The sequence below is a fragment of the Desulfoscipio geothermicus DSM 3669 genome (genome assembly GCF_900115975.1).
In the GTDB taxonomy this organism is placed as follows: Bacteria; Bacillota; Desulfotomaculia; order Desulfotomaculales; family Desulfallaceae; genus Desulfoscipio; species Desulfoscipio geothermicus.
On sequence record NZ_FOYM01000042.1, the window covers coordinates 1 to 17802 of the forward strand.

Genomic DNA, 17802 nt, shown 5'->3' on the forward strand with positions numbered 1-17802 from the left:
TCACCAACGGGCCACTGGGCACTACTGACACCACGGCTCCCACCGTGCAGTCCAGCACTCCGGCTGACGGTGCAACCGGCGTATCTGTGAGCGCTGACCTGACGGTTACCTTCAGTGAAGCAATCCAAAAGAGTCTGGCCACTTCGGACAACTTTATACTCATCGCATCCGACGGCACTGTTGTGGACTGCACCGTATCAGCAGACGCCGCCGGCGAAATCGTCACCATCAACCCGGACAGCAACCTGGATGCGTTGTCGGATTACATTCTGATAGTCAGCACCAATGTCAAGGACCTGGCCGGCAACGCGCTGGCCGCGCCATACGTGGTCAACTTCACTACTGCTTAAAACCGGGCGGCCTTCGGGTCGCCCCTTTGCTTATACATAAACACTAAAACCGGGAGGTAATACCGTGAATCAACTGCCCCAGATAACCATAAACGGCAAGAAGTACACCATGCCCAAGCCGAAAATCAAACTCTGGCGTCACCTGATAAAGTTCAATGAGGCCCGGGAGAACGGCGAGCTTGAGGGCGAAAAAATGCTGGACGAAATGATCGACCTGGTTGTTATAGCCTTCAACAACCCTGATGTAACCAAGGAAGCCGTTGAAGAAAACGTGGGGTTTGAGGAACTTGCAGTTCTGTTCACTTACATTAACCAGCATGTAAGCGCGATAGCTGGCCAGAAGGCGGCGCAGTTCCCAAACGGAAAAACTCCGGCAGGGACATAAGCCACCTGTCGGAGTATCAAAAGACAATATATTATTGCTTAAATTTTTGTAAGGCTTTTGGTAAACTCCTGCACGAGGTTGACAATGAAGATATGGAGGACTTTTTTGATTTACTTATAGTGGTCGAGTTGACCGAAGATAAACGCACTGCGGGAGAAAAACCTGTGCGAGTTTATGCGGACCAGGTTGGTTTAATATAAGCACTCTCATAAAGAGGGTGTTTTTCTTTTGGGGGTGGCAAGTGTGGCGGAGACAATCAGGGGCATCAACGTAACAATCGGAAGTGACACAACGGGCCTGGGTAAGGCCCTGGCCGACGTAAACAAAAAGAGCCGGGATATTCAGTCCGAGCTACGCCAGGTAGAGCGGCTTTTAAAGTTCGATCCATCCAACACCGAACTCCTGGCACAAAAACAAAAACTGCTCTCCGACGCTATTGCCACTTCCAGCGAAAAGCTGGAAAGGCTTCGTGCCGCCCAGGAACAGGTAAACGAACAGTTCCAGCGCGGTGAAATCAGCGAGGGCCAGTACCGGGCGTTCCAGCGGGAGATCGTAAAAACGGAACAGGCACTGCAAAAACTTGAGCAGCAGGGCAAAGGAGCCAAGAGGTCACTTGCCGATTTGGCCAACACCCTTAAAGACGCTGGCGATAAGCTTAAAGGTATTGGACAAAACTTATCCTTAACTGTAACAGCTCCCATTGCTGGTTTTGTGGCCCTGGCCACTGAAGGCACAAAAGAGCTCCGTCAGGAGTTTGCAAAACTGGAAACCAACGCAAAGTTGGCCGGGGTTAGCCTTGCCACCACCGACAAGGCCATGCGCGAGTTGAACGCTGTCACCGGCGAAACCGACTCGAATGTTGAAGGCTTATCAAACCTCATGGAAGCCGGGTTTGATGACCAGAACATGGAGGAAATACTCAACAACGTGGCCGGGGCTGCAATCAAGTTTAAGGACACACTAAAGTTCGAGGGTATCGCTGATGGCCTGCAGGAGACTCTAGCAACCGGTGAAGCCATTGGACCATTCGGAGAGCTTCTCGAGCGTCTTGGAGTGAATTTGGACGACTTTAACGCCGGGCTCCAGGAAGCCACGGAAAACGGCACCCAGCAACAGTATGTGCTGGATGTCCTGGCCAAGCATGGTTTGGCAGATGTATATGAGGCGTACAAGAAAAATAACGCTGAGTTAATTGAAAGCGCAAATGCACAATACGACCTGCAGCAAGCCCTGGCTGACCTGGGTGCATTAATTGAGCCGATTGTAACCCAGATTGTAAACAAAGTAGCGGAACTGTTGAATTGGTTTAATGGATTGAATAGTGAAACCAAAAAAATAATCCTTGTAATTGGTGGTCTGGCTGCCGCAATCGGCCCATTGCTTATAGTAATCGGTACATTATCCGCCGCCATAGCTGCTATTTCAGCGCCAGTAGCCATAGCCGTGGGAGCTATTACTGGGCTTATTGCGATTGGCGTCTTACTATATAAAAACTGGGATGAGATAAAGGAGAAGTTGTCTGATATTTGGGAGAGCATCAAAGACACGGCCGAAGATATTTGGGACAACATAAAAGATACAGCTGCAAGCATCTGGAATAACATTAAAGACTTTTTCAAAAAATGGGGCGATGAAATACTTTTAATCACCGTTGGCCCGGCTGGTTGGGCCGTACTGCTGGCCAGAAAGCTGGCTGAAAACTGGGGTAGCATCAAGCAGGTAGCCCTTAGCATCTGGAATAATATTAAAACTGGCATTAGCAGTATTTGGAGTAATATCACCGGCGCTGTAAGCAGTGCAGGTATAAACCTGTACAATACGGTTCGTGGCAAGCTTGAAGATTTATGGGGCTATATAAAATCCATTCCGAGCAGGGCGTACAGTTGGGGCCGCGATATTATTGACGGGCTAATTGACGGTATACGTTCGCTTCATATCCCCATGCCTCATTTTGATTTTTCAGTAGATTGGAAAGAAGTAGGCGGAGTGAGTTTTCCAGTACCTGATGTGGATGTTGATTGGTATAAACGTGGCGGCATCTTTACAAGCCCACAGATTGTGGGTATCGGTGACGTTCCAGAAGCGGTAATGCCTCTTCACAAGCTGCAGCCAATGCTTACAGAGGCCCTTGTTGCCGCGGTAGAGCGCATCAGCCCTTCTGTCCAGGCAGCGCCGGTGTTTGCCGGTACCGCGGGGTCAGGCCAGGCAATCAATGTCACGCTCACGCTTGACGGCGCCGTGCTATCCCGTCAATTAGTATACCTGAACCAGAGCAAGCTGAGGGGGCAAGGCCGATGATCACCTTCAAGGGTGTGCATGCCAACGCATATAAACTGGCTGTGCGGATAAAAAAATGGGCGATGGTTCCCTCTTTAAGTGAAAAATATGTTAGTGTACCCGGCCGCCACGGGAGCTATCTTTTCCCCGGGAAACGCAATGACCTTTTGATAGATCTTGAATGTGGGTATGTGGGTAACAACCGGGAGGATATGCATGCAAAAGGATTGGAAATTAAGGCCTGGCTCTACTCCGAAGAGCGCGATGTCCTGTCGTTTGATGTTCTTCCCGGTAAGCATTTTGTAGGTAAACCAGAGGGAGAAATTGACCTTGAGCCGTTTTTTGCTTTGGGCAGGTTTGATATCACTTTCCGTTGTGAGCCGTTTGCCTACGGGGAAGAACAGCAAGACAACTTTGTAAATGACTCAATAACCGTAAACAACACCGGGACAGCGGAAACGCCGCCGGAATTTACAGTTACCTTCACAGCGGCGGCAAGCGAGTGGAAGGTTACCTTGGGCAGCAAATATGTCAGGGTGGTGCGTGATTTTCAGGTTGGTGATATTCTTGAAGTCAACTGTGCCACCGGAGCGGTACTGGTCAACGGGATACGTTCGATGCTTTTCCTGGACTGGCAGAATAGCGAATTTTTTACCCTGGCGCCGGGCAATAATGACTTAACTGTTTTGCCGGCCGGTGTTTGCGCTACGGAAATAAAATGGACCCCGAGGTGGTTATAAGTGGGAAATTTAAAAGTTATTACTGATGACATAGAAAGCCAACCTCTCAATGAGAATTTTGCGAATAACTGTGCCTATGGCGTTTCATCGAACGGTACAGATGACTACGCCATAACCCCTGTACCAGCACCTATTTCCTACATTGCAGGTCAAATGTTTCGGTTTAAAGCGGATGTGGCCAACACCGGGGCTTGCACGCTGAATGTCAACACCCTGGGCGCGAAGGCTATCAAAATGGAAGACGGCTCTGACCCGGCAAATGGCATGATCCAGGCCGGAGCCATTGTGACGGTGATTTATGACGGCACTTATTTTAGAATTCCAAACAGCGGTCTTATGTCGCATTTGGCCGAAAGTGCGCCACACCAACAGCAGGAATTATTATACCTCACTGACCCCATCTCCGGCAAAACCTACCGCTTTGGAATAGACGGCTCTCAAAACCGTATGTATTACGAGGAGGTGGTCTAATTGGAATTACTCCCTAACAGAGACGATGCCCTTAATTCAACAGTCAGGACGCCAGTGACCGGCGTGGCTACTGTGATTGCAACCGCAGCGGAAATTTTTGCTGGTGCGTCCCGTTTAGCCGGAAGGCGGCGAATGTTGATCAAAAATGAAAGTGATAGCCTGCGCGTTCGCATTGGTAGTGCCTCTGTCACCCAGCAAAACGGATTTCCCATTGAGCCGGGGGCAGTGTTGGAAATTGAGTTTGATCCTGAGACTGACGTGCCTATATATGCCATTTCAGAAGGTGCTGAAGTTGAAGTGGCGGTTATGGAGTATTAAAAATCAGGAAGGAGTGAGTGGTTATGCCAAAATATAAAACTACTATTGAGACTCAAGAAGAAAGCATATTAAGAGTGACTTGGGAAGATGACAATGGCAATGTAATTGTATCGGGTGAGAAAAAAGTCAAAGGCGGCCAAGGCGAGGCAAAGAAGCTTGAGAAAGCCTTCGCCAACGACCTAAAAAAGAACTTCGCAGAGAGGTTCCCTGCTCCAATAGTGCCGCCGGGGTTGGAAGATGAGTTGGAAGGCGGTGGCGCATAATGAAGTACGTTAGTGGGCCTTACACCCAGGGGCAAATCGCAAGGAATATCATCGAAGCAGAAACAGCATTAACAACTCGCTGGCTTAATGGCGGAGCGATTACCGACGCTGCCGAGCAAAAGGATTGGCAGAAACGAATTGAGGACTTGAGCTTTGGCCGCAATACCGTGATGTTTGGAACTAGCGCGGAGGCAGCTGGCTACCCGGCGGTCATGGTCCGATTCCCGGCTATTTCCTTAGAGAGATTCGGCTTTGGTTGGCCAAACCAGGTGCATCCTGCATTCATCGTGAACGGGCAGATACTTCCGGAGGTTTGGCTGGCAAAATTCAAGAGCGCATACGTGGGCAGTGTCGGCGTGGATGGTGGAGTTGTTAGCTTGCGGGGGCTTGACCCAGGAAACACTAAAAACTTTGATGATAATTTAAGCTATCATGCTAATATGGGTGCCGGGTTTCATATGCAAACAATGGCCGAACACGCGTTAAAGGCTTTACTTTGCAAGAAGCAAGGCTTTTGGCCAAGGGGAAATAACAACTGGGGATCTGATGTGAGTGTTCCGTCTGAATTTGGCTCACCTACCCATAAGTATGATGACACCAGAATGGGCAGGACGGCAACCGGAAGCGGACCCTTAGCATGGAACCATGACGGCACCCCTTTCGGCCTTGCTGATGTAAACGGAAACGTCCGCGAGTGGTGCGGCGGCATGAGGCTGGTTGATGGAGAAATTCAGATACTAGAAAACAATGACGCAGCGGATAATACTGCAGACCAAACCGGCACTGGCAATTGGAAAGCTATCCTGCAGGACGGCAGCCTGGTAGCACCTGGTACTGCTGATACATTGAAATACAATGCCACTAATCCTGATGGTAGCGGAACTATAGAAATCGCCACTGCTGTGACAAACCAATCTGACGGCACCACCTATGCAACAAACTCATTTGAAACAACAGCTGCCGCAGCTGGCGTCACGGTACCGGAGATATTAAAGCAGTACGCGCTAGCCCCTATCGATGCCGACCATGGTGGCGACAGGCATTATATGCGTAACTTGGGAGAGCGGCTCCCTTTCGTTGGTGGCTCTTGCGTCTTTGGCTCGTCTGCGGGTGTTTTCTACCTGTACCTGTACCGCGAGCGGACGTTTTCCTCTTGGGATATCGGTGCTCGCCTGGCTTTTTGTAATCTGTAATCTGTGAACTGACTATCTGGTTGGGCGGGCGACAGCCCGCTCTCTGTTTAATAAAGGGGCGTGGAACTACGGAAGATTTCAAAATACTTCAGAAAACCTATGACATGATTGAGTACGGGTATACTTGCTTGCGCCAGTTTCCGAAATCCGAAAAATTCACGCTGGCAGCCGAAATAAAGGATACCATGATAAGGCTTTTAAAGTTAATAATCCGGGCTAACAAGCGGTATTACAAAAAGACTACCCTCCAGGATATCGATATTGAATTGGCGACACTTAGAGCATACATAAGGCTGGCAAAAGACTTGAAATTCTTACCCATAAAAAAGTACGAGAACTGGAGCAAGATGTTGAGCGAAATTGGCAAAATGCTTGGCGGCTGGATTAAAAGTGCAAAGAAATAAAAATTTAGGGTATGCGCCGTTAGCGGCTCCCTAACGTTGGTGGCAATTGCGACAATGGCTCGAATGCGGGTGTTTTCTACCTGAACCTGAACAACGAGCGGACGAATTCCAATTGGAATATCGGTGCTCGCCTGGCTTAAGCCTCATAAGCCAGAAGGCGTTAACCCAAGGGTTAGCGTCCAGTGCATGAGGAAAAAGGGGCGCATATCCTTGCCTACTGCCTGATTGGGCAGGCAAAAAACTGAATTGCCGGGGAGGCAGTTAGTAGCCATCTTGTTTGGTGAACGGTGTCACACCCGGCACCTTTTTATAAGGTGGTGATGCATTGAAGAAACTCAAAGGGCTTTATGAGCAGATTTACGACTTTGAAAATCTTCACGAGGCATACAGAGAAGCCCGTAAAAACAAGCGGTACCGGGACGAGGTTCTTAAGTTCAGTGCCAACTTGGAAGAAAACCTAATCCAAATCCAGAATGAGCTGATTTGGAAAACTTACAGCGTCAGCCGGTACCGGGAGTTCTTTGTTTATGAGCCCAAGAAACGGCTCATTATGGCCCTCCCGTTCAAAGACCGGGTGGTGCAGTGGGCCATTTACCGGGTGCTAAACCCTTTAATAGAACGCCGGTACATTTATGACTCTTACGCCTGCCGGGTGGGCTATGGCTCCCACAGAGCCGTTAACCGGCTGCAGTGTTGGCTGCGCAAATTGGAGCGAAAGCATGACCGCGTTTATATTCTCAAGCTGGACATTTCAAAGTATTTTTACCGTGTCGACCATGATGTTTTGATGAAGATATTAAGGCGGTTAATAGGTGACGAGGATCTCCTTTGGCTGTTGGAGGTCATTGTTCGCTGCGAGCACACAAACTTTGGCCTGGTCCTGGGGGACCATGTTTTTGATGGTGAACGTGTCGGCGGTGTCGGCATGCCAATTGGAAATTTAACCTCGCAGATGTTTGCAAACCTTTACTTGAATGAGCTAGACCAATTCGTAAAGCACACCCTGCGGGAGAAGCATTACATGCGGTATATGGACGATGCCTTGGTGCTGCACCCCGATAAAAAGCACCTATGGCAAGTCAAGCAGGAAATCCAGCGTTTTGTAGAAGATGAGTTGCACCTGGTGCTCAACAACAAGACCACCGTCCGGACGATTAACCAGGGCGTGGATTGGGTTGGGTACCGGGTTTGGAGCACGCACTGTAAGTTGAGGAAATCGACCGCCTACAAAATGAAAAAGCGGCTTAAATATTTACAAAAAGCCTATGCGAGGGGTGAAGTAAATTTTGAGGATGTAGACGCAAGTGTGCAAAGCTACATAGGAGCGCTTAAACATTGCAATAGTTATAAATTACGCGAAAAACTTTTTAATAGTCTTGTTTGGAAGAGAAATTAATACACATTCGGATTAAAATGTGCAATAACTAGACGCCTGAAGGAGGCGTTATTTTTATGCTCTATATTTTTAATCAAGAAGAAAAACTTCAAGCAGTTCTGAACGCCTCAGACATGCCCGGCAGATACCAGGAAGTATACCAGTATGACCAGGGGCACCAGTATGACACTGGGTTGCAATACAAAAAATGGTCAGACAAAGACCCCTGTCCGTACTGGGACGCGGTGCACCGTGAGGCACTCAACGGTGAAAATACTTTCACCTTCACGGTTCCAGCTGGCCATCCATTCGCGCAATATGTGACCGAGGGAAACCTAGTAGCGTTCAAGGACCTGGACGCTGACTTCCAGCTTTTCGAGATCAAACGAGTGACTGACATCCACGGAGACGGCCTGACCCGCACGGCTTTTTGCGAGCACGCTTTCTATGAACTCTTGGATGATTTCATTGAGGACGTACGTCCTACCGACACAAGCGCCAATTTTGCACTGACGCAGGCCCTTTCCGGTACCCGCTGGGAAGTCGGCACCGTGGCTGACCTAGGCACGAACAGTACGAACTACTATTATGAAAATGCTCTATCCGCCGTACAAAAAGTTGTCTCCGTGTGGGGCGGGGAACTCCGTTTTCGCGTGGTTGTCACCGGTGGGGTCATTTCCGGCCGGTACGTTGACCTGCTGGCCAGGCGCGGCAAGGATACCGGCAAACAATGGGAATATGGCAGGCACATACAGAGTATTGAACGCGAAATTGACCTGACCACCACTAAAACAGCCCTCTATGGCCGGGGCAAAGGCGTTGAAACTGAAGCGGGCGGCTTTGGCCGGCGGCTGACTTTTGCCGACGTGGAGTGGTCTGTTGCAAACGGTGACCCGGTAGACAAACCCTTGGGGCAGGAGTGGGTAGGGGACCCTGATGCGCTGGCGCAGTGGGGTCGTCCAGGCGGCAGGCACCGGTTCGGGACATTTGAGGATTCCGAAGAAACTGACCCGGAAGCTTTGTTGCAGAAAACATGGGACGAATTGCAGGAGCTCAAAACACCGCGGGCGACATACCGGATGACCGTACTTGATTTGGAAAGGTTGTCTGGATACTCTCACGAAAAGGTTCGCCTGGGCGATACAACCCGGTGCATTGACCGCAAGTTTTCGCCTGAGCTTCTGGTTGAGGCCCGGGTGATTGAAATTGACCGTGATTTGCTTCGCCCGGAAAATACGAAAATCACCATGGGCAATTTCTTCCCCACGTTGGCTGATGATGTCCTTGTGCAGCGGCAAATCAACCGGACTGTATCGGCGGCGTTCAGCCCAAGCACCGGCAAGCTGGCTACCGCGTGGCTGGATGGAAAAATAGACGTACTCACCAACCAGCTTCAGGCCACAACATCAAACTGGTACACGGACGACAACGGAAATATCGTATTTGAAACCCAGGACGGCACCGCAGCCATGATGCTGACCGGCAACGGGTTTATGTTGTCGAACGAAAAGGATGGAAACGGCGCATGGATATGGAGGACGTTCGGCACTGGTGATGGCTTCACGGCGGACGAAATCAATGTAGGCGAATTAAATGCAGCCCTGGTCAAAATAGTCGGGAACAGCTACTTTTATTGGGACGGTGACTACCTCTATATCGTTGACCCAGCGGATCAAAACAAGCAGATCCGCCTGAGCAAGGAAGGTATCCGCTTCACCGGTGACGGCGGCCAGACCTGGACCGTAGCAATTAGTGTTGATGGGATTATGGCTGATGCTATTAATGCGATAACCCTGTCGGCCATAAGTGCCAATTTGGGCGAAATAACGGCGGGATATTTAAAATTTCAAGATCCAGGGGTGAACCAAGGAATAGAACTGTGGGCCGGGACAGTATTAAAGCTTGCAATTGGTTTACTATCAAGTGGAAAAATTGGGGTAAAGATTGCAGACGGCGAGGTATATTCCACAATAATTCGAAGCGGTGCAGAGGGTGCTACAACCTATGTTGCATTATTACCCGATAACGAGTTAAGTGGATTTTATGAAGGTAAAAAAGTTTTTGAATTGGTTTCAGGTGGTTATAATGGAAATATTTCAGTTTATGCAAACGAAGGCTCCAGTGAAGAACGTGTCAGAATGTCTGCTGATTATGGTAGAGACGGTGTATCTTATGGTGTAATTCAAGAAGGTTATAACTCAACCGTAGGTGTCGGTATCAAGGGACCATATTCAGGCATATGGGTCGATCCCGATGGAGAAATAGAGATCGACCCATATGATGGCACAGGAAAATATTGCAAAGTTTTGGGCAACTTTGCTGTAATTGGCGGCGCAAAAGATGCGATTCAAGAAACACTAAGCTATGGACAGGTACACTTATCAGTCCGTGAAAGCCCTGATGTGAGATTTGTCGATGAGGGAAAAGGAGAACTGGTTAATGGTGAATGCAAGATTAACCTAGATCCAATATTTTTAGAATGCATTGAACCAGACGCAGAAAATACCCCATGGTTTATTCGTTTGACACCATATGGTGATTTTTGCTTGAAAGTTGATAAAATCGGGGCTGATTATTTTATAGTTCGTCAAGTAGGCGGCGGAACTGATAGTGGTCAATTTGTGTGGATTTTGTCTGCTGTTCGCAAAGGTTATGCTGGTAGACGATTTGAAAAAGAGCAGGACCCGGCCACAGACCCGGTTTTAACTTCAAACTGGGAAGACGAGCTTATTTAAAAAAGGGGGTATATCTATGCCAGGCAAAGGGCGAAGATCAAGCGCTTGGGAAGATATATGTATAGACAAGGATAGCGGAGAGCTTATAATTACCAGACAAGAACGCCTAAACATAAGAAAAGACACTGTCGATGTAAACGATTTAAAAAAGCAACTAAATAATGAGTTGCGTGGCATAGTTAAGAGAATCAAATCTTTAAAAGCACGCGCCGAAGAGATAAAGGAGATACAAGCAAAATTAGAAGCAGGGCCTATTGACCCTGCTCATTAACCGAAATTTTGATAATAGTTTCCTGTTTTTCAGCATCCCATTCAACCTGCGCGCCCAATGGCTCCGCTATCCACCGGGCCGGGAGAAAAGTGCGGCCATTTTCAGCGAACGGGGCAACGTCCATTTCAACTGGTTCGTTATTCACCAGCATGGTTTGCGAACCGAGTTGTAAAATTTCAGTGGCATTTTCAAATTCAAGTGTAACGGTTTGAGTGGAACCGTCCCATGAAATACCACTTTCGGTAGCACCAAGCGCATATGCAAGGTAACGGACGGGGACAAAGGTTCTTTCTTCTTTAATTATTGGCTTTACATCCATGGTTTTAGTTTCCATGGTGCCGGAATCGCTTGTAATTGTATAGGTTGGGCTATTAAGCGCAAAAGTGGTTACTGCAAACGAAGTAACAGGCTCTTTAGTCATTTCCTCCGGGGAATATTTACTTGTCCAGGAGTCGGAATTGCTATCATGATGAACGGGTGGGTTTCCAAGGCAGTCGGGCAACCCGGAAATAATAGCTAACATGGCATTGTCTTTATATTTTCCATAAGTGTAGGTGTGCACCGTGTTATCTGGTCCTGCGGCTGTAACAGCAATATCCGTTTCTGGCCTATATTGGTTGGTCAGTTCAAAAACAAAGGGGGTTATTTTTTGACTTGCTGATGTTGGGCTTTGTGGTTTGACGGTGAATTTATTAATTGCTAGTTCTTCATTATCGCCTCTGTAGGTGTATGTTGTTACCGAGCCTTCAGACACATAAACCAGGTCAATAACACTATGGGTAATTAAATCGGTGCTCCATTTGCCGCCTATTCTAATTTCATTTAATGCATCATGAGGTATGACCGCAAACGCCGGAGCAACATACACAACCATCATCACCAAAACCAATGCCAGCGCAAGTTTTTGTTTTAACATAGGCATTCCTCCTTTGAGTAAATTTTACCATAGGAGGTAGTAGTGTGCCATATCATTAATTGACAGATTTATCGGGTGGAATAGGTATATCTTTACACGAATAAGCGCCATCAGGCGTCTTTTTTATGCCCGGGCCCGCCCCGGGCGAATACATAGCGGGAGGTGGGGGTGGTGGACCTGGCCGATGAAATCATGGCTATTAAAATTGAGCAGGGCAAGCACGCGGAAAGGCTGGATGACCTGGAGGAATACCAGCGGCGACAAAATGGCTCCCTGCAGCGCGTTGAAGGGAAGGTTGAAAGGATGTACCAAATGGTCATCGGGCTTTTGGGCGGGGTGGTGGCTTCGCTTATTTTATTGGTCGTAAATTTGGTGGTGAAACCGTGAAAAAATGGTTTGGCAACGATGAGGATGGCCTCAGCATCCAGGATGTTATCGCCCTGGGTGCTTTTTTGTCATGGCTCGGCATTAGCGGGGCGTTTGCTTATTTTGCGATTGTCGGTACGCTGACCGATATACAGGTTAACTTTTACAGCACCTTTATTTGGCTGCCCACTACTGTTGTGGGCGGCGTGTTCGGGGTGCGGGCCATCGGTGGGCTGATGACCAAGCGGCAAAGCGGATATAGTCAAGTACCATATTATGGGGAGGATGCTTATGCAGATTACGGAAACAAACCTCCAATTTAAGGAGCTACACCCGCGCAAAGCAACGCAGCGGATTATTATCCACCATTCCGCCAGCCAAGGCGACGAGGATGCGGCCACTATTCACCGCTGGCACCTTGACCGTGGATGGAGCGGTTGCGGATACCATTTCATCGTAAGGAAATCCGGCGAGATTCAGCGCGGGCGACCGGAGCGTATGGTTGGCGCTCATGCTGGCAGGCAAGGGAACTGGAATAGTATCGGCATCTGTGTAGTGGGGAACTTCAACATTGAACGCCCGACCAAGGAGCAATTAGACTCCCTGGTGTGGCTGATTGGTCATCTGGAGGACAAGTACGGCCAACTGAAAGTTATAGGGCACAGGGACGTTATGGCCACTGATTGCCCGGGGAATTTGTTTCCATGGGAGCAGCTACGGGCTATGGTTCGGGGCAGTGCTCAGCCGGCCCAGGACGACGTGAGGCTCACTATAAACGGTAGGCCAACACAAGTGCCTTTACGGGTAGCAAATGGCCGTACTGAGGCATTGCTATCCGGGCACTGGGTACAGTTGCGGGACTTGGCTGGCCTGCTGCAGGCGGAAATAGGTTGGGATGCTGATACGCGGACCGTCAATTTTATTATTAAATAGGGGGATTATAATGGAAAACATGACTTTTGCGCAAAGCATCATGTACCTGGTCATTTCGGCGGCCGTGGCGATCGCCGCAGAATACCTGCGTCGGCGGCTGGGTGTTGAGCGGTTGAAGCAGATCCAGAAAGAATTAATCCTGAAGCAGGACCTGGCTGTGGTGGCTGTTAAGTATGCCGAGCAGGCCTGGCGGAACCTGGACGGAGAATCTAAGTACGAAGGCGCTTCTGAATGGTTAGCCGAGGCTCTGGAGGCACGGGGGATTCATGCTGAACCGGAAGATATCCGGGCGCTTATCGAATGGGCATTGCGTGAGATTAAAGACCAACTCGGCGAGGAATGGGCCAAGGTGAGCGAAGCATGAACCTGGAAGAGATGCACGCCCTCCTGGCCAGGGTCCGCCACCTGGCCGAAGTTGGCCTGGCCGTCGAAGACCAGCGCCACTGCCGACAGCTTTTGTCGGAGATTTGCTTGTCGTGTTCGGAATATGTGGTAAAATAAGTTTTCACCCCTCCCCGGGGCGTCGCCCGGCCGAATGGCGGCCGGAAAAATGTCGAAATTTTTGTGTAGTTATAATATTGCAGTAGTGGTAAAATGTCGTTTGGGAGGTAAGTTATGAGTAAAGTTTTTAACGCCTATATTGATGAAGCCGGTGATGAAGGTTTTACTATTCGAAATGGTGAATGGAAAAGTAGTAAATGGTTTATTATAAGCGCATTGGTTGTGCCTGAAGAGTTTGATAGGGATTTAGCTTCTGTAATTGATGATTTAAAAGATGAGTTCAGGAGTAAAAACAAGTTGAAGCCTTTGCATTTTCGATCTTTAAATCATAATAGAAAGAAGAAAGTGATTCAAGAAATTGTTAATAAGGGACATTTTAAAATTATTGGTATTGGTATAAATAAGACACGACTAATAAGTACGGACGTTTTAAAAAATGAAAAACAATTTTTATATAACTATGCAACTAGGTATTTATTAGAAAGAATATCCTGGTTAGTTGATGAATATAAAAGAAAAGTGAACCTAATATTTGAACACCGCAGAAATACTTCTTATAAGGAGTTGGATAGTTACATCCAAAGCTTATTGAATTAAGTTGTCAAGGTGTTGACACTTTGGGAATAAATAACAGCTCCCCTATTAGTCTTTTATAATATGTTTCTGGTGAGCCCTTGAGGGTCATTAAAACAAAGTGGTGCCGTTAGGGAAGTCTTGACGGCCGGGGTCCCCGCGTGTGGTACAATTAGATACCCGACGTGGGGTATAACCCTGAACATGTTCCCGGAGCCACCCCGTCGGTAGTTTAAACTAACCACACGCGGGGTGGCAGTCAAGACCACCACTTTGAACCATAATTTAGTTGTTATGCAACAGCTTTCGGGGCCGGAAGCAGAAGTTGCTCCTGGTTAGGCACAAAGAATACTTGTGCCGGTGTTCTACCCCTGGTACGACGGCCCCGATGTGGGCGTTGCCAGTTGTAGTAGCGAAGATATTGGTCCAGGTCTAACTGGAGTTCCTCTATAGAGGTATACTTTTTTCGCCTCAAAGCTACCTGGAAAAATTCTTGGTACAATGTTTGAATAAATCTTTCCGCATAACCGTTTGTCCAAGGGTGCTTTACCTTGGTGGTTTTATGTTTAATGCCGTGAATAAGGCATGTAGCTCCAAAATGGTGGTCATAAGTGGGTTCTGATGAGCCATATTCTTTGCCGTTATCCGTAAGAACCCGTTGCAATTTAACGCGCATATATTCATAGTTATGATTTACATATTTTAGAAAATCAGCACTGGAATCAGCTGTTTTATCGGTATATAGCTTTGCCCAACCAAAACTGCTATGGCAGTCAATACCGACCTGGACGTAGACTTTCCCAATGCCGGCCAGGCGACCGATTAGCTTCCCGTCTTGGCTCATGAGGTACCCTGGTTGGGGGGCATGCACGTGCCGGTGCTGGCTAGCCTCTTTATCCAGTTCCCAAGCGGTTTTCTCCTGCGGGGGTTGCAGGGAATCAATCCATTTAAGGCGTTTTTTCCTGGTATTTAGGTCGTTGCGCTTGAGCACGCCATAGACAGCGGTTTCGCCAACTAAAATAGCGCCATTTTCCGGCAACCTTAGCTCATCGCTGATCCTCTTTGGTCCATAAGCCGGGTGATCCTGAACAAAGGCTAGGATAGCTTCCTCAACGTCTGGAGGTGTCTGGTTAGGCCTGATGGTTGGGACACGTTCTTTATCATGTAATCCGTCCTCGCCTTGTTCCTTATATCTGCTTAAAAACTTATAGAAAGTGGTATGGGACATTTGGCATCGGCTGGCTATTTCGCGACGGCTATGAATTTTTCTGCTATCAAGTATCATCGCTTGCCTTCTGCAGCGTAATACGGTAGGATGAGTATACACAGTAGTTCCCCCTTATCTTGTTGATGTAGCAATTACCATTATAAGGGGAGTACTGTGGATACTCAACCATCTGGGACAACCCCGGGTGGTTGATTTGTTTTCCCAGTGTGTTCCAATTTGTCAACCCATACTCAACTTAACACACGCTTATTAAATGACCCTCAATGTCAAATAAGACCAGGTACGCTATTATCATGGAGACCGGTGCCAAAGAATCAATTAAAAAATTTACAGATTGTCGATAGTTTAGCAAGTGCAACTTTCGAAGCTTTTGAGCCAAATGAATTTGGAGATGTTGAACCAGCCTATATTTTGAAAGCGAAAAAATATTTCTACGTGAGAAATGGAAATTTGTTTAGTTATGGCTTAAAGTTGTTTCCTGATGCCGGAAACAGCAAATTCATCCAAAAAGAGTACCCTTGGTTGAGAAATCTTTAAGAAAATTTTATTAAATTTTAAAATATCTGTTTACAATTTAGTAAAAAGAGATATAATAACAGTAACAGGCTAGCGCGGGGCAAATGGAAGGTCGCCTTAGTGGCGGCAGCGCTTTTTAGCGTGGGTTCTTCCTCCCGGGGTCTGTTTTTATTTTGTTATGGTTTTCAAAAGTAGTGAAAACTTTTCAGGCCGCATATTCCCCCGACCGTCAGCGTCGTGTACTTCACCCGGCCCCAGCTCCCAGGCGGCAGCCAACCAGCGCCGCCTTTTTCTGTGCCATTCACATTGCCCCAAAACAAACCAGCCCCCGGCAGGCACTGCAAGCACACCGGGGGCTGCGTATACGGGGCGCTTCCCACGTATAGCATCCCCAACCCCGCCATTTTTATGCAAAGCAAAACGCCCCATGTAGGGGCGTTAACCACTGCTTCAGACTATGGCATTGCCCGGCAAACATTAGACCACAAATTTTACTTCTCTTTACCGTAAAAGCCGCCAAAGAAAGGGAACCCAAAAAATAGAAACAGCAGTAGTAAGAGTGGAAGAAAGCCCCCGAATCCGAAACCAGGAAAGAATCCATGCCCATAACCAGGCTTTCCAGGTTTATAACCAGGCTTTCCAGGTCCATAACCATACCCCATAAATACATACCTCCTTGTTAAATCTGTCGTTTGATGTTCTACAATATTCAAATGCCGTGGAGAATGTTACCAATTTATATAAGCCAAAAGCGCCCCTTGTGGAGCGCTCCTGGCTGCCTTATTTACTTCCCGGCTTCATAAGAGTAACCGCCGCCAAAGAACCCCATACCAAACACCAGCAGTATCAGCACCAAGAACAGAATTGAGGCACCACCGCCACCACCGTAACCATAACCCATTAACACATTCCTCCTTTGCAAAGGATAATTTTGGCTTGCCGATTTATAATATTCAGCCAAAGAGGAAAGTGTTACCGCTTTGTCGAACCTTCCTCCGACGTGACCACATGACCATGAATCCTATTAAATTACAGATAGAGCAATAAAGTTTACATATCTGAAAGGAAAATTGTGGGAAGTGGCGAAGTATATCACCGGTGATGTTATGGCGGTACGGAATAGATTAAAATCTATCAGGCATCAGCACGAGATGAATCAGAAGGAGTTTGCCCAGTACCTGGGACTATCAGCATGGTCATATAATCGATATGAAAAGCAAGTTATACAACCGTCGCTTGAAGTAGCTCTGGCCATAGCCGAACGATTAAAGCAGCCAGTTGAAGAGATATTTTACCGTGAGTCCAGCGAATAAGCTGGGCTTTTGCTATTTTGATGGATTGCATTTCCACCAAATAAAATTTAGAGGACAAGCAATTTTTTTGCCGTGCTGCATATATTGAATTATCAACACACAAAGGAGGAAGCCGAATAATGGAACTGGCAGTAAGTTGCCCAACCCGCAAAGATATGCAGGTGATGGAATCGGCGGTGGACGTTTTCCTGAGAACAAAACACGGCGCGGCCAGGAATGTAATGCACTCAGTCCTGCGGTTGATGATGGATAAGTACCGGACCGATAGGATGGTTCTTAGCCGATGCTGTGTCAGCAGGAACGGAAATTATGTGCGAGTAATGGCAAAAAACTATATCACCGGCCGTGAGTGCCCAGGGTGCGGCAAAGATTTTATGTGTACTGAAGTAAGCATCGTCAGCATATTTGAGGGCAGCGAAGCGGACAGGGTATGCTATGGGTGTTCTTGTGGAGAGATATTCGGGAGAGTGGAGGCAAAAACTTAACCCGGCATTAGCCGGGTGTTTTTGCTTTCTAATGCGTCGCCCAAACGTCGCCCAAACTCTCAAAAAACCGCTTCAATATGCATATATTTGCATAAATAAATATATTTTAAAAACCGCGTCATTACTGGGCTTTTTCTGATGCCGGCCGGGGCAGCAGATTTCTTTTAACGCACTCGTAATGCGCAGGCC

The 17802-nt window shown here is 47.8% G+C and carries 24 protein-coding genes; 21 read left to right on the plus strand and 3 right to left on the minus strand.

What is annotated here, in order from left to right; all coding sequences use genetic code 11:
- The 12 genes from BM299_RS17385 to BM299_RS17440 form a co-directional block, all read left to right on the plus strand.
- The coding region (locus BM299_RS17385; RefSeq protein ID WP_165608412.1) for an Ig-like domain-containing domain at nt 1–350 on the plus strand (350 nt) is incomplete at its 5' end.
- A gap of 64 nt (nt 351–414) precedes the next feature.
- Nucleotides 415–735, plus strand: coding sequence for a phage tail assembly chaperone G (gene gpG, locus BM299_RS17390; protein ID WP_092487432.1), 321 nt, complete (start codon nt 415–417; stop codon nt 733–735).
- A 243-nt stretch (nt 736–978) separates the two neighbouring features.
- Nucleotides 979–3033 (plus strand): phage tail tape measure protein, encoded by a 2055-nt coding sequence (locus BM299_RS17395; protein ID WP_092487435.1) that lies wholly within the window; start codon nt 979–981, stop codon nt 3031–3033.
- Nucleotides 3030–3752 carry a distal tail protein Dit gene (locus BM299_RS17400; protein ID WP_092487438.1) on the plus strand — a complete coding sequence of 241 codons (723 nt, stop codon included), beginning with the start codon at nt 3030–3032 and terminating at the stop codon, nt 3750–3752. Before BM299_RS17395 ends, BM299_RS17400 begins: the two co-directional genes overlap by 4 nt.
- Nucleotides 3753–4223, plus strand: coding sequence for a hypothetical protein (locus tag BM299_RS17405; protein WP_092487441.1), 471 nt, complete (start codon nt 3753–3755; stop codon nt 4221–4223).
- Nucleotides 4224–4541, plus strand: a complete 318-nt coding sequence (locus tag BM299_RS17410) for a hypothetical protein (protein WP_092487444.1) — start codon at nt 4224–4226, stop codon at nt 4539–4541.
- Nucleotides 4542–4564: 23 nt separating this feature from the next.
- Nucleotides 4565–4804: a hypothetical protein gene (locus BM299_RS17415; RefSeq protein ID WP_092487447.1), complete on the plus strand. Its 240-nt coding sequence runs from the start codon at nt 4565–4567 to the stop codon at nt 4802–4804.
- On the plus strand, nt 4804–5997 hold the full coding sequence (locus BM299_RS17420; RefSeq protein WP_092487450.1) for a hypothetical protein: 1194 nt from the start codon (nt 4804–4806) through the stop codon (nt 5995–5997). Before BM299_RS17415 ends, BM299_RS17420 begins: the two co-directional genes overlap by 1 nt.
- Before the next feature lie 20 nt (nt 5998–6017).
- Nucleotides 6018–6401, plus strand: coding sequence for a diversity-generating retroelement protein Avd (gene avd / locus BM299_RS17425; protein ID WP_281246392.1), 384 nt, complete (start codon nt 6018–6020; stop codon nt 6399–6401).
- A gap of 325 nt (nt 6402–6726) precedes the next feature.
- Nucleotides 6727–7797: a reverse transcriptase/maturase family protein gene (locus tag BM299_RS17430; protein ID WP_092487453.1), complete on the plus strand. Its 1071-nt coding sequence runs from the start codon at nt 6727–6729 to the stop codon at nt 7795–7797.
- A gap of 56 nt (nt 7798–7853) precedes the next feature.
- Complete coding sequence (locus tag BM299_RS17435) at nt 7854–10511, plus strand: phage tail spike protein (protein ID WP_092487455.1); 2658 nt, start codon at nt 7854–7856, stop codon at nt 10509–10511.
- A gap of 16 nt (nt 10512–10527) precedes the next feature.
- Nucleotides 10528–10782, plus strand: coding sequence for a hypothetical protein (locus tag BM299_RS17440; RefSeq protein ID WP_092487458.1), 255 nt, complete (start codon nt 10528–10530; stop codon nt 10780–10782).
- Here BM299_RS17440 and BM299_RS17445 read toward each other — a convergent pair.
- Nucleotides 10763–11698, minus strand: a complete 936-nt coding sequence (locus BM299_RS17445) for a copper amine oxidase N-terminal domain-containing protein (protein ID WP_165608413.1) — start codon at nt 11696–11698, stop codon at nt 10763–10765. The two genes, BM299_RS17440 and BM299_RS17445, sit on opposite strands and share 20 nt — an antisense overlap.
- A gap of 171 nt (nt 11699–11869) precedes the next feature.
- On the opposite strand from BM299_RS17445, the gene BM299_RS17450 reads away from it, so the two are divergent.
- The 6 genes from BM299_RS17450 (at nt 11870) to BM299_RS17470 (ending at nt 14095) form a co-directional block, all read left to right on the plus strand.
- The gene (locus tag BM299_RS17450) at nt 11870–12085 is read left to right on the plus strand and encodes a hypothetical protein (protein ID WP_092487464.1); all 216 of its coding nucleotides are present in this window, start codon (nt 11870–11872) and stop codon (nt 12083–12085) included.
- Nucleotides 12082–12387, plus strand: a complete 306-nt coding sequence (locus BM299_RS17455; protein ID WP_092487467.1) for a hypothetical protein — start codon at nt 12082–12084, stop codon at nt 12385–12387. Before BM299_RS17450 ends, BM299_RS17455 begins: the two co-directional genes overlap by 4 nt.
- Complete coding sequence (locus tag BM299_RS17460; protein WP_207545232.1) at nt 12356–12997, plus strand: N-acetylmuramoyl-L-alanine amidase; 642 nt, start codon at nt 12356–12358, stop codon at nt 12995–12997. The genes BM299_RS17455 and BM299_RS17460 overlap by 32 nt, the downstream gene beginning before the upstream one ends.
- A 19-nt stretch (nt 12998–13016) precedes the next feature.
- Nucleotides 13017–13361 (plus strand): phage holin, LLH family, encoded by a 345-nt coding sequence (locus tag BM299_RS17465; RefSeq protein ID WP_207545233.1) that lies wholly within the window; start codon nt 13017–13019, stop codon nt 13359–13361.
- On the plus strand, nt 13358–13498 hold the full coding sequence (locus BM299_RS19545) for a hypothetical protein (protein WP_165608415.1): 141 nt from the start codon (nt 13358–13360) through the stop codon (nt 13496–13498). Before BM299_RS17465 ends, BM299_RS19545 begins: the two co-directional genes overlap by 4 nt.
- Before the next feature lie 114 nt (nt 13499–13612).
- On the plus strand, nt 13613–14095 hold the full coding sequence (locus BM299_RS17470) for a DUF3800 domain-containing protein (RefSeq protein WP_092487476.1): 483 nt from the start codon (nt 13613–13615) through the stop codon (nt 14093–14095).
- 268 nt (nt 14096–14363) lie between these two features.
- Here BM299_RS17470 and BM299_RS17475 read toward each other — a convergent pair whose 3' ends face one another.
- On the minus strand, nt 14364–15398 hold the full coding sequence (locus BM299_RS17475; RefSeq protein WP_092487479.1) for an IS481 family transposase: 1035 nt from the start codon (nt 15396–15398) through the stop codon (nt 14364–14366).
- Between the two features lie 204 nt (nt 15399–15602).
- Between BM299_RS17475 and BM299_RS17480 the strand changes: the two genes are divergently transcribed.
- Nucleotides 15603–15836 carry a hypothetical protein gene (locus BM299_RS17480; protein WP_092487482.1) on the plus strand — a complete coding sequence of 78 codons (234 nt, stop codon included), beginning with the start codon at nt 15603–15605 and terminating at the stop codon, nt 15834–15836.
- A gap of 385 nt (nt 15837–16221) precedes the next feature.
- Here the strand turns inward: BM299_RS17480 and BM299_RS19760 are convergent, their stop codons facing one another.
- The gene (locus BM299_RS19760) at nt 16222–16485 is read right to left on the minus strand and encodes a hypothetical protein (protein ID WP_092487488.1); all 264 of its coding nucleotides are present in this window, start codon (nt 16483–16485) and stop codon (nt 16222–16224) included.
- Nucleotides 16486–16921: 436 nt separating this feature from the next.
- Between BM299_RS19760 and BM299_RS17495 the strand changes: the two genes are divergently transcribed.
- Both BM299_RS17495 and BM299_RS17500 read left to right on the plus strand, forming a co-directional pair.
- A complete protein-coding gene (locus BM299_RS17495) occupies nt 16922–17128 on the plus strand; it encodes a helix-turn-helix transcriptional regulator (RefSeq protein ID WP_092487497.1) in 207 nt (68 codons plus the stop codon).
- Between the two features lie 119 nt (nt 17129–17247).
- Nucleotides 17248–17613, plus strand: a complete 366-nt coding sequence (locus tag BM299_RS17500; protein WP_092487491.1) for a hypothetical protein — start codon at nt 17248–17250, stop codon at nt 17611–17613.
- The last annotated feature ends 189 nt before the right edge of the window (nt 17614–17802 follow it).